This is a genomic window from Acinetobacter sp. NIPH1876 (assembly GCF_022808535.1).
In the GTDB taxonomy this organism is placed as follows: domain Bacteria; phylum Pseudomonadota; class Gammaproteobacteria; order Pseudomonadales; family Moraxellaceae; genus Acinetobacter; species Acinetobacter higginsii.
Genome location: NZ_JALGBR010000019.1, coordinates 18,894 through 31,816, shown reverse-complemented (window position 1 = coordinate 31,816; position 12,923 = coordinate 18,894). Strand labels below are relative to the sequence as shown.

Genomic DNA, 12,923 nt, shown 5'->3' with positions numbered 1-12,923 from the left:
AGTGTGAAAACACTTTGCTTTCCTCAAATTGAGAGTGATCAATTGCGATAACAGCTTAAGCCTTTCTTACTAAATAGGAGCATCGACCATGCGCGCCGATATTCACCCTAAATATGAAAACTTAGTTGCTACTTGTTCATGTGGTAACGTAATCGAAACTCGTTCTGCTCTTGGTAAAGAAACAATTTACCTTGACGTATGTTCAGCTTGCCACCCATTCTATACTGGTAAACAAAAGAATGTGGACACTGGCGGTCGTATCGACAAATTCAAACAACGTTTCTCTGGTATGTCACGTTCTGTCAAACGTTAATATCAAGAAAGAAAAAACGGGCGATATGCCCGTTTTTTTGTGCCTATATTTTATCGATAATGTATATAGACAGTGGTGTACAAGACCTTATTGGTCTTGTACATCGGTTAAGCGATCAAGCTTTTTCTGGAAGTAGTTCCCTTGTAAAAAACGTGCTTCAACATTCCATGCATTGGCAAACAGGTTCATGTCATTGAGTTCCATCAAGAAAATTTCCACAGGTTTTTGGCCAATAAAATGCAGGATTTTTTCTTGTAAGTTTGCCATGTCTTTTTCAGAGGCAAGCATTTTGGTCAATTTGCCATGTAGACTCAAATATTGAGCATCAATCTGTTGCAGCATCGAGTCACTATAAAGTGAATCACCGAAACCTCGGATCGAAACTTCAGCACCATGTTGACGCAACAAGGCAATTTGTGGCTGTGCTTGCGATAGGTTCTGTTGCAGTGCTTGTTCAGAAAATTGCAGAATTAATGGGTGTGCTTGTTTACTGCCAATAATAGTGAGTAATTTTGCAACTAACTCTGGGAGTTTTTGATCATTCAATAACACATGATGATTGAGGTTGACAATCAGCTTGGCTTTTGGATATTGAGTGATGAAGTTATGTAATTGCTTACATGCCTCAACAAGAATCCAGCGGTCTAGTTGAACTGATAATTCAACATCATCTTTAAGATCGGCTAGATCACTTAAGTCTTGCCATTGATTGTTATAGATAAAGCCGCCAGAAACCTCATAAGTATGTGTATGCTGATCTTGTTTATCATAAAGCTGCTGATATTTAAGATGAATATCACCGATATCCAGTTTCTGTTTCAGTTCTTGTAACAAGCTTAACTGGACTTTTGTTGGAATGTGTTCGGTTGTTAAACCAATATCAGTATCAATTTTTGGACTATTGAATACTGGTAAAGCTGCAGTGAATGCTTTACTTAGGACCTGCTCAAAAACCGCTTCATCTGGAATGGCTTGTGCAAGTTCGCAATAACCCAATTTAAGGTGTAAAGGGAAGGTGTGCTGAGTAGTCGCTAAAAGTTGTGGTTTCTGCAAGCTGTTTAAACCAATCAGCAGTGAATTCAAAACATTTTTGGATTCAGCTTGAAACAATGCAACGTAGAGTGTGCTATCGACTGGATAAACAGGAACACTGACTTGTTCTTTGATAAAGTTTTGGATATTGGCAAAATACGCTTTGGTGCTACGCCAATCACTTTGAAAAACCTCATTTGGACAACTGCTCAGGCTAAACAGCACAACTGCATTGGCATTGGCTGGATGATTGGTCAGCTGTCGATTAATCTGTTGTAAAGCACTATTTAAATTGGATACTTTCTCAGATGAAATGACAGTTGCAGGTGCTGCAGTTACTTGTGATGATGTTCCACATTCAATATTGAGTTGAATTTCCTCTTCATTGCCTGAAGGTAAAAACTCAAGATGTAATGGGTTGTTCTTCACAGTTGCATTTTGAGTACGCAGCTCAAAACGTCCTTGCTCGAACTGACCTTGAGAAATCTTTTTAAAGCGCAGTTTAAATTGTGCTAAATCTTCAGGTTGCAAAACATCGAGGATCGGTAAGCCAATCAGTTCATCTTCACTCGCAAATCCAAATAGGTTGGCATATTCAGTATTGGCACTGATGTGAATACCTTCTTGTAAAATGGCAACAGCTTTATGCGTCTCTGCGACTAAGGATTGAGCTTGCGTTTGTGCTGCTTCAAGCTCATTGAGCAAGCGGTGTTCAGCTTGAACCAGACGACTATAAGACAATGCACGGATCATGCTAATATAGAACGTTTCAGGTATTTTAAGATTCAAAACATCATAGATGCCTTTGTGAATATAGGTCTGATATTGATCATGGTTATAGTCATCAGGTTCCAGTAACAACACAGGCAAGCTTGGCTGCGATGAAGCTTGAATCAAGGATAGAGTTTGTTCGATTTTTAAGTCATAAGCACGACCAAAAATCACAATATCCCAGGGTAAATTTAACTGTTTTTCAAATGTTTTAAGATCATCTAATAAGGTGGCATGAATTTGATGATCTTGCGCCTTAAAGATCGCGGCAATTTGATTATAACGAAGTTGATTGTCGTCAATAATTAGTAAACGGGTTTCTGTCCGTTTGAGTTTCTTAGACAGTAAAGAATTTCTCACTTTAATGCTTCCCATAAATCTTGATCAATTGTGTCCATATTTTTTTGTGCCATATATTTTTGAAGAACCGGAAGTTCCTCATCATTTAGCAGTTCAAATTCAAATTGAACAAAACTCTGGGTAATTAATTGTGCGTTTAATAAATACACCTTGACTTCCTCTTTCCCCAATCTTAAATGAACAGCTTGATGTTCTCTAAAAATTTGTGAACCTGGTAAAATTAAAGTTGTTTTTGTTTCATCCAGATTTTGGTTTTTTAATAAAAGTGTTGGATGATAATTACTGATATGTCGATCAGCCTGTATGCGAACAGCACAAGGGAAGATCTCTTGTGCCAATACTTCTAAACCGAGTTCTAGACTTTTCTCGCTTGATTGTTTGAGCCAACGGATTACGCCTCCACGCCAATGCCCATGTGATGTTTCTTTGACTAAAATATATTCGCCAGTTCTTAGATTCTTTGGTGCTTCTCCAGACCACTTAATACGATAACCATTGACACTGATATCTAGAATATCAGCTTGATAAACGGCTTTACTTTCACGACTTAAACGTTGAATCGCAGACTCTTGGTTGTCAGAAGCACTTTTTTTGTCCCAAGCCGACATAAACTTCGATTCATTTTGTAGACCATAACTGTGGTCTAGCAATAAGGTCTCTGCGAAATTCTTAGCTTTGGAGAGATAGAAGTGCGCAGTCAGTAAACCAAAGCAAATATGCAGTTGCGCTGAGTATTCATAACGCTCATGACGGCGTTCTGCAGTTGTACCTAAAATAGTTTGCACATGAAATTTCAGTGCTGGGGTTAAATAGATTTTTTCATTTTTAGAAATATATTCTGCATTTTTATGCAGTGTTGCTGTGACATGATCCAACAAACTATGTGTGCTGATAAAGATGTTTGGGTTGAAGCCAGAACTTTGTTTTTTATTATAAATCGGTGGATGGTCTTTGCTGGTATCTACGACATACTTGGTTAAATCAGTTTCTTTAGCCAAGATTTGGACCATTTTGGCCCAGTCAAAACTACACTGGAACAGAGCTTGTATTTCAGATTGACGAATTTGATTGGTATTAAAAATATCCATCAAGATCAGCTGGGCATAGGCCTGAGTAATATTGGTAATCGAACTTGGTTTACCCTGAGACTGATCTAAGTTGGTATGCTGATACTTATGTGTCACTGCTGCATCATAGAGTTGATGGGCAATTAACCACTGCCCAGCAACTGGCTCGCTATACAACATATGTTGTTGATAGAGCAATTGGGTTAATTGCTGTAGCGATTGAAAGGTGGCTAAGGTTCTTGCCGTTTGCAGATTTTTCTTTTGATTCAGCGCGAAAATAGAAAACTTTTGCTGATCAAGCTGGTCATTACTGCGACGCACAATATTGATATAGATTGCTGCAAAGTAGCAACGCAATAACATTGCTAGTTCAATGATATGCTCATTACGATCTGAGCTAATCACGCCCTGATTGAAAAAGTTCTTTTCCAGACTTCCCAAAACATTTTCAATGGTTGGGTGCAGAACCTGAACCAAGTCAAAACGTAAAGTTTCCGAACATTCCAGTTCACTCAGCTCTAATAAAGCTGCAAATAGTGCTTTGGAGGTATCGCCCAACTGCATAATGGATAGATTTGAAATCCATTCATTGAGACTTTTAGAATTGGTATCACAAAAGCTAAGTTTGTCCCGTCTTAAGACTGTTGGAATTTGAAAAATATCCGAAAAAGCATTATTCATCATTGTGTTATCAATCTCAGAATGTTTGAACCCCAAAAAGCGGTGTTTTATTTTTTTCGCCCGCAATTTCCCTGACGAGTTTCGGGACGAGATATCCTGGTAAACTCGCTAATACATCACTGTATATCTGATCTATCTCTGAAGATCTTAAATCAAAATGCTGAGCACCTTTAACTTTATCCAAAACATGAAGGTAATAGGGCATTACTCGTGCTTCAAATAAACGGCTACTCAATGCATTTAAAGTTTCTGCAGAATCATTCACACCTTTGAGCAAAACTGCCTGATTTAGGACGGTTATATGCTGGAATGACAACTCTAGCAACTTCGAGCAAGTGAAATCATCAAGTTCAGCTGCGTGGTTTGAGTGTACCACTACTACAATACGTAGCCTACTGTTTTTTAATATAGAAATCAGCTCTTCATCAATACGATTCGGGATCACAATCGGAACCCGTGAATGAATTCTCAATATCTTAATCTGAGGGAGAGATGCGACTCGTTCTAGCCACAACGAAATTTTTCGATTGTTTAGTGTGAGGGGGTCACCACCACTCAAAATCACTTCATTGATTTGTGGATTTTGCTCAATATACTGTTTGATATTTAACCAATCGTCATTTTTAGGCAGATTTTCCTGATACGGGAAATGACGACGGAAACAGTAGCGACAGTGAATCGCACATGCACCTGTTAAGGTCAACAAAAAACGTGATTGATATTTATGTAAAACCCCTGCCATTTGATTTGCGGCTTCTTCACCTAAAGGATCCGTCACAAACTCAGGATGTTCTTCCAGTTCGAGATGATGGGGTAAGACTTGCAATAGCAGAGGGTCAAGCGGATCGCCAATGGTCATTTTTCCGACGAATGCACGTGGCACGCGCAATTTAAACTGTTCAGAGGCGAGGATTGCCCCTGATAATAGTTGATCGGTAGATAACTCAAGCAGATTTAACAGCTCTAAAGGATCAGTAATTAGGTCACTGAGTTGTGATTGCCAGTTTTGCTCTTGATGTAAATAGTTTATCATGCCATACGTAAAAATAGTGTTAGCCGCAGCTGTGTGCCTAGTCTAGCATTGGGGCTTGTTTAACGTTCATATATGAATTGCGTTATTGGTTAAAATTTAATCATGCGAGGCGTGAAACGCAGGGAATGGCTATTCCCTTGCCAAGTTTCATAACGAAGTATGAGGAAATTTTAGCCATAACCCTACGGGACAGGGAGATTTTTTGTAGCTACTGCGTTATGTATGGTTCATTTAGAATAACTAAATTTCACCATCCATGCCTTGTATCGTCGAAAAAATCTCCTGTGTCGCAACCAAATATGAATGTTAAACAAGCCCATAAGATTTGATTTTTAAGTTTGGAGTGCGCCTTTCATGGCCTATTATTCTACAAATGATTTTAAAGCAGGCCTTAAGGTTATGCTTGATGGCAACCCATGTTCAATCATGGAAAATGAATATGTAAAACCAGGTAAAGGTCAAGCGTTTAACCGTGTGAAATTACGTAACCTTCGCTCTGGTAAAGTATTAGAAAAAACATTCAAATCAGGTGATTCTTTAGAAGCAGCTGATATTGTAGAAGTTGAAATGGATTACCTCTACAACGATGGCGAAATGTGGAACTTCATGGATCCTGTATCTTTCGAGCAAATCGCTGCTGATAAAACAGCAATGGGCGATGCTGCGAAATGGTTAAAGGACGATTCAAATGAAAAATGTACGATCATGTTATTCAATGGCGTACCTTTGAACGTAAATCCACCAAACTTTGTTGTGTTGAAAATTATTGAAACTGATCCAGGTGTACGTGGTGATACTTCTGGCGGTGGCGGTAAGCCAGCGAAGCTTGAAACAGGTGCAGTTGTACGTGTTCCATTATTCGTACAGCAAGAAGAAAGCGTTCGTGTAGACACACGTACTGGTGACTACCTAGAACGTGCATAATTGTGAATGAGTAGCCAAGCTACTCAAGATATACAATTATCGAAGGGATGATTAAACAATCATCCCTTTTTTTATGCCAAAGTATTAGATAAATAATTGAAGCTAGAAGGTAAACTTACAAAGATATTTCTTCTACAGAAAATATGGAAAGGGAAATCTAATAGGGCTTGCTGACATTTTTTGTTGCCACTACATTATCTTGCGTAGCTGTAATCGCTACTCATTATTTAGAATAGCTAAATTGCATAAGACATGCTTTATGTCTTCTAAAAATGTTCTCTGTCGCAATGATAGCTATCGCTCGTAAAGTGAAATGTCAACAGACCCTAACCACGCATTATGTATTTGAGAGGTTTTGAATGGAGACAACACAAGCAAAGTCAACACTTCCCTCGAAACTCCTTTGGAGTTTGGTTGCCATCGTTGGGGCAATTTCATTTGGGATCTTGGCGGTTAGTCGTGGTGAGCATGTTAATGCGGTCTGGTTAGTTCTTGCCGCAGTCTGTGTATATAGCATTGCATATCGGTTCTATAGTTTATTCATTGCAAACAAAGTTTTTGAATTAAATCCTAAACGGTTAACCCCAGCTCATCGCCTTGCCGATGGTCTGGATTATGTTCCGACCAATAAGTTCGTTTTATTCGGTCATCACTTTGCCGCGATTGCAGGTGCAGGGCCTTTAGTCGGTCCAATTCTCGCAGCGCAAATGGGTTACTTACCTGGGACGATCTGGCTTTTAGTCGGTGTGGTGATTGCAGGCGCGGTACAAGATTTCCTTGTTCTATTTATTTCAACACGACGTGATGGTCGTTCTTTGGGAGAAATGGCCAAACAGGAATTGGGTACCTTTGCGGGTGTGATTGTGATGCTAGGTACGCTGGGGGTGATGATCATTATCCTTGCTGTGCTGGCTTTGGTCGTCGTGAAAGCATTGGCGCATAGTCCATGGGGTGTGTTCAGTATTGCTGCAACCATTCCAATCGCCTTGTTCATGGGCGTGTATATGCGCTATCTACGCCCAGGGAAAATTGCAGAGGTGTCGATTATCGGTTTTGTACTGATGATGGCGGCAATTGTGTATGGTGGGGATGTTGCAAAAGATCCATATTGGGGGCAGTTATTTACCCTCAGTGGTACTCAATTGACTTGGGCCTTAATTATTTATGGTTTTATCGCCTCTGTTTTACCGGTTTGGTTGCTGTTAGCACCACGTGATTACTTATCAACCTTCCTTAAAATTGGTGTGATTGCAGGCTTGGCGATTGGGATTATCTTCGCGATGCCTGATATGAAAATGCCAGCAGTGACCCATTTTGTTGATGGTACAGGCCCTGTATTTGCGGGTAGTTTATTTCCTTTCCTGTTTATTACCATTGCTTGTGGTGCGATTTCAGGTTTCCATGCCTTGGTTGCATCTGGAACGACACCTAAATTGGTCGATAACGAAGTCAATATTCGTATGATCGGTTATGGTGGTATGTTGATGGAATCTTTCGTCGGCATCATGGCAATGATCTGTGCGACAGTACTCGATCCAGGCATTTACTTTGCGATTAATGCACCAGCAGCAGTTTTAGGGACCTCGGTAGAGACCGCTGCGGAAGCTGTGCGTAATCTTGGTTTCGTGGTGAGTCCAGAAATGTTGACCTTATTGGCTCAGGAAGTGGGTGAGAGTTCAATCCTGTCTCGTACAGGTGGTGCGCCTACATTTGCAATTGGTATGGCACATATCATTTCAGAGATTTTTAACAATCGCTCAATGATGGCGTTCTGGTATCACTTTGCGATTCTGTTTGAAGCATTATTTATTCTAACTGCTGTAGATGCGGGTACACGTGCTTGTCGTTTCATGGTGCAGGATACAGTCGGTATCGTGGTTCCAGCGATTAAACAATCGAGTTCATTCTTTGGGAACTTGGTCGGGACTTTTGTCGCAGTGGCAGGTTGGGGCTTCTTCGTGTATCAAGGTGTGGTTGATCCACTTGGTGGGATTAACTCATTGTGGCCGTTATTTGGTATTGGTAACCAGATTCTTGCTTCGATGGCACTGATTTTAGGAACCGTCATTTTATTCAAGATGAAAAAAGAGAAGTATGTTTGGGTCACCATTGTCCCGACGATTTTCTTATTCATTACTTCAATGACTGCGGGCTGGCAAAAGATTTTCCATGAAAATCCAAAAATTGGCTTCCTTGCACAAGCGAATCGTTTCTCGGATGCAATTGCGCGTGGTGAGGTGCTTGCACCAGCCAAAACCGTTGCTGAAATGCAAACGATTGTGATGTCAAATCAGATCAATGCTGCACTGTGTGGCTTCTTTATGATTGTTGCGATTGTGATGATCATTGCTTCGATTGGTATTGTACGCAGAGCATTGGCGAGCCCGACACCAACAGTGAACGAGGCACCAGCAGTTTATTCAGAAACCCCGATGACGGCGAATAGCATCAAAGGAGAGTAGCGATGGATTTTAAAATTGCTCGACAAGGCAGCGCAGTGATTGTGAAGATTATTAAATTCACCATCATGTCGCAAAAACATTTGCTTTTATCACCCAAGAATTGGTCGCGTATTGCTGTGTTATGGCAGCGTTTGCAGCAGAGTTTTCGGTTGATGGTGGGTGTGCCAGATTATGAAACTTATGTACAGCATATGAAAGCGCATCATCCTGATCTAACCCCGATGGATGCCAAGACTTTTTATCGTCATTGTATCGATGCACGTTATCCTTCTGCGGGTGGTAATATGAAAAAATGCCCTTGCTAGAAATCAATTGATTTCGTTGAAAAAAAACCAAAACAGTGTATGTTGAAACATGCACTGTTTCATTTTGGGGATAAAATTATGTGGGGCATGGATCAGGCTTCAATTCAAGACAAAAAAAGACAAAACCAAGCATTAGAACAAGATATTAAAAGCTTCGGTCAAAAGATTGAGCACTTTTTAATTGAAGTGAATCAGCTGATTTTAGATAAGCCACAACAGACCAAACTGGCTTTGACCTGTCTATTGGCTGGTGGACATGTATTGTTTGAAGATCTACCTGGATTGGGGAAAACCACATTAGCCAGTGCCTTGGCTCGGTTGGCTGGATTACATTTTCAGCGCATTCAATTTACCAATGATATGTTGGCCAGTGATGTCATCGGTATCAATATTTTTAATCAAAAAGAACATGTGTTTGAGTTTAAGCAAGGCCCTGTTTTTACTCAAATCTTACTTGCCGATGAAATCAATCGCTGTAGCCCTAAAACCCAAAGTGCTTTGTTGGAAGCGATGGAAGAAGGGGCTATCACTGTCGATGGCGTGCATTATGAGTTGCCACAACCTTTTTGGGTGTTGGCTACGCAAAATCCACTGTTTCAAAGTGGAACTTATACATTACCAGAGTCTCAACTAGACCGCTTTTTGATGCGATTGTCATTGGGTTATCCATCTCGCCAAGCAGAAAAATTACTGTTACAACAAAGCTCTCGCCAAGTCCTGATTCATCAATTAGACGCAGTCTTTACCCAAGCCGATATTTTACATTTGCGTGAATTGGCAAAACAGATTTTTCTCAGTGACGCCGTACTCAATTATATTTTAGATTTGGCTGCTGAAACACGTAAGCAACGACATGGCCTGTCTACACGTGGAGTATTGGCACTGAAAGCTGCAGCACAAGCTTATGCGTTAGTTGAAGGACGCAGTTTCGTGACCACGGATGATGTACAGACGGTATTTGTGGCTGTAGTTGCGCATCGTTTAAGTTTGGGGGAGATGGAGGTAAAACAACTGTTGCAGTCAGTTGATGAATTATAGGTGAGTACAGACTATGCAAACTGGACTTAAACAACAGGTCAATCAATGGATCGCAAAGCGTTTCCAAGTGGATCGTAGTAAAACCTTGCGACAAAAGGACGTTTTGGTTTTTGTCTATAAACAAGGTTTTCTATATCTGGTCCTGATTTTAATTACCTTTATTGCTGGAATTAACTATGCAAACAATCTGATTTTAGGATTTTGCTTTTTAATCAGTGCCATTCTTTGTATTAGTTTTTATCTGACCTTTAAGCAATTACATGATTTACAAATTGATATTGTGCTGCCTGAAGTCGGACAAGTCGATCAAGCAATCATTTTAAAGCTGCTATTTAAACAACCTGTTCGTTCTGTACGTTATCTAAGGATCCAGTGGCAAGCTCAAGAGCAATTGGTTTTTATAGATCAGACACAACATAGTGTTGAGCTTGCAGTTATGCCTGACAAACGTGGACTCTATGAATTTGAGACCATTAAAATTTATTCTACTTATCCATTAGGATTAGTCCGCGCATGGACTTATTTATATCCAAAACATAAAGTCTGGGTTGCCCCGAAGGGCTATGATTGGCAGAAAGAGCATAAAAATAAGCCGACTTCTGCCCAAGATAGCTTAGATGAATTTAAAGAGTTACGTGGCTTTCAACACGGTGATTCTTATCAAAATGTGGCATGGAAACAGGTCGCACGGGGGCAGGGATTTTTGATCAAAATGTTTGAAGCTCAGGCTAATCACCAGCATCTGGAAATTGACTATCAGCAGATTCCAGCTCAAAGCCATGAAGATAAATTAAGCTTTATGATGGGTTTGGTCGAGCAATGTGAACAGTTAGGTGATGATTATGCACTTATTTTGCCGCATGCTCGCTTAGAAAGCGGGCAAGGACAATCTCAGTTAATTCAGGCCAAACTTTTATTGGCGCAGGCATAATGATGACTAAGCAAATCTACTTCTGTGTTTTAGCTGTCTTGGCTTTTGTATTACTTGGGCAAACCGCTTTTGCACCTGCTGCTTTAACGGGATTATGGGCGGTGGTTTGGCTGTTATTGGTTCGTAGATATCGTAAACAAAGCTGGGTGCCTTTTCCTAAATGGTTTTTGGTGATTTTTATTCTATTGTCCTTGGGTATCGTTTATATCAATTATCAAACGATCTTTGGGGTGGAAGCGGGCGTCGCCTTTTTAAGTACCTGTTTATTTGCCAAATGTTTAGAAGCTAAAAACACTCGTGATTTATTGATTGTCTTTAATTTTGCTCTATTTGTCAGTGCCAGCCTATTGTTACATAGCCAAGCTTTTTGGATGGCGTTGATTGTATTTACAGTCTTTATGATGTGTTTATTGGGTTTGTATCGGATACAGACGGGATTGTTTAATCAAACGAAACTTTCATCAAACCAACTTAAACAAGATGTGAAGCAAATTTTTAAATTTGTTGGCATAGCAATTCCTTTCTTTCTCATCTTATTTATTTTCTTTCCACGATTGCCACCGCTTTGGGCAGTACCAATTCAGACTAATCAAGCCACGACTGGGATTAGTGATCGCATGTCACCTGGAGATATTGCACAATTATCACAGTCCTCGGCTTTGGCCTTTCGGGTAGTGGCAAATATGTCGCAATTTCCAAGTCGATCAGAATTGTACTGGAGAGCTTTAGTCTTAGATCAATATGATGGAACGACTTGGACCAGTAGTTTTTTTAATCAACAAATTAAAAATGTGCAGTCCACCCAAAGAAGCGTACCTTATCAATATTTAGCAGCAGATGAACAAGCCAATTGGATCATGGGTTTGGAATACTCGATTCCGCAAGAACGTTATTTGCAGTTGTATCAAGATAATAGTATTCGCCCAACAAAATTAGTTAAGCGCAATGTACCGATACAGATGTTGTGGTTGGGGCGCATGTCGGCAGAGCCTATTTTGTTGTCAGCACGTCAACTTGAGTTAAACCTTAGGTTTGATGAGGGACGGGATCTTAAAGCACAGCAATTGGCGCATGAGCTGTTTGAAAAAAGTCAGAAGCAACCTGAACAATATCTACAATCAGTGCTGTCATGGTATCGAAAGAATGGCTTTGTATACACTTTGACGCCTGGGACTTTAGGTGGGGATCGTATAGATCAATTCTTGTTTTCCAGTCGGAAAGGATTTTGTGAGCATTATGCGTCTAGTTTTGTCATGCTAATGCGTTATGCGGGTATTCCCGCACGGGTAGTGACGGGTTATCAAGGTGGTCAACTGGCGCCTGATGGGCAAAGTTGGGAGGTTCGACAACTGGATGCACATGCTTGGAGTGAGGTCTATCTAGATGGAAAATGGAAAAGAATTGACCCAACAGCCATGATTGCACCGCAACGAATTGATACGGGCATGCAGGATTATTTGGCACAAGATCAAACTGTATGGGGAGATGAAAGTAAAGCTTGGCGTTTGCAACAGTTTAAGTTTCTAAAAAATATGCGGATTTGGAGTGATTATTTAAGTTATCAATGGCAAAGTAAAGTCGTTGGTTATGATGCAAACAAACAGAAGAACTGGTTATCTCGATTAGGTCTGGATTCAAGTTATGCATATGCAATTGTGTTGATTGTTGGCGTATTCGCTATTTTGATGGTTTACGTGGGTATCTATTGGTGGAAGCAAACAAGGCAGCAAGCTGATTATCAAAGAGCTGTACTTAAGTTTCAGAAGCAACTACCTAGAAATCTGCATAAACAACACGCAGAGACTTTTCAAGTGTGGATGCAGCGTTTGGCAAGTCAGGTTGAAAATAAACAGGTGTTTGAACAAGCGATTGTGTTATATCAACAAATTGTTTTTTTAGAGCAGCAAGATGGTGCAAATATTGAAGAATTTAAGCGCTTGCTTAAAGACTGTGCGATTGCACTGAAACAGTCACAAAAAAACTTGTGAAGCTGATAAAAAATGAAT

General features: G+C 40.2%; 10 protein-coding genes. 7 read left to right on the top strand and 3 right to left on the bottom strand.

Annotation, left to right across the window (positions count from 1 at the left end; translation table 11 throughout):
- Positions 1-88 precede the first annotated feature (88 nt).
- Positions 89-313, top strand: a complete 225-nt coding sequence (gene rpmE, locus MN869_RS17840; protein WP_004808257.1) for a 50S ribosomal protein L31 — start codon at positions 89-91, stop codon at positions 311-313.
- An 87-nt stretch (positions 314-400) separates the two neighbouring features.
- On the opposite strand, the gene MN869_RS17835 is transcribed toward rpmE, so the two are convergent.
- The 3 genes from MN869_RS17835 to epmB are packed head-to-tail and all read right to left on the bottom strand — an operon-like array spanning position 401 to position 5,257.
- Entirely contained in the window at positions 401-2,491 is a 2,091-nt protein-coding gene (locus tag MN869_RS17835; protein WP_005202629.1) for an EAL domain-containing protein, read from the bottom strand.
- On the bottom strand, positions 2,473-4,227 hold the full coding sequence (locus MN869_RS17830; protein WP_005202631.1) for a hypothetical protein: 1,755 nt from the start codon (positions 4,225-4,227) through the stop codon (positions 2,473-2,475). The genes MN869_RS17835 and MN869_RS17830 overlap by 19 nt, the downstream gene beginning before the upstream one ends.
- 13 nt (positions 4,228-4,240) lie before the next feature.
- Positions 4,241-5,257 (bottom strand): EF-P beta-lysylation protein EpmB, encoded by a 1,017-nt coding sequence (gene epmB, locus MN869_RS17825; protein WP_005202633.1) that lies wholly within the window; start codon positions 5,255-5,257, stop codon positions 4,241-4,243.
- A gap of 354 nt (positions 5,258-5,611) precedes the next feature.
- On the opposite strand from epmB, the gene efp reads away from it, so the two are divergent.
- From efp to MN869_RS17795, 6 genes are all read left to right on the top strand, one after another.
- Complete coding sequence (gene efp / locus MN869_RS17820; RefSeq protein WP_004808248.1) at positions 5,612-6,181, top strand: elongation factor P; 570 nt, start codon at positions 5,612-5,614, stop codon at positions 6,179-6,181.
- Positions 6,182-6,540: 359 nt separating this feature from the next.
- Positions 6,541-8,643, top strand: coding sequence for a carbon starvation CstA family protein (locus MN869_RS17815; protein WP_243308897.1), 2,103 nt, complete (start codon positions 6,541-6,543; stop codon positions 8,641-8,643).
- A gap of 2 nt (positions 8,644-8,645) precedes the next feature.
- The gene (locus MN869_RS17810; protein ID WP_004770453.1) at positions 8,646-8,948 is read left to right on the top strand and encodes a YbdD/YjiX family protein; all 303 of its coding nucleotides are present in this window, start codon (positions 8,646-8,648) and stop codon (positions 8,946-8,948) included.
- A gap of 78 nt (positions 8,949-9,026) precedes the next feature.
- Complete coding sequence (locus MN869_RS17805; protein ID WP_243308896.1) at positions 9,027-9,986, top strand: AAA family ATPase; 960 nt, start codon at positions 9,027-9,029, stop codon at positions 9,984-9,986.
- 13 nt (positions 9,987-9,999) lie between these two features.
- Positions 10,000-10,917 carry a DUF58 domain-containing protein gene (locus MN869_RS17800; protein WP_005202636.1) on the top strand — a complete coding sequence of 306 codons (918 nt, stop codon included), beginning with the start codon at positions 10,000-10,002 and terminating at the stop codon, positions 10,915-10,917.
- 2 nt (positions 10,918-10,919) lie between these two features.
- Positions 10,920-12,905, top strand: coding sequence for a DUF3488 and transglutaminase-like domain-containing protein (locus MN869_RS17795; protein WP_005202640.1), 1,986 nt, complete (start codon positions 10,920-10,922; stop codon positions 12,903-12,905).
- The last annotated feature ends 18 nt before the right edge of the window (positions 12,906-12,923 follow it).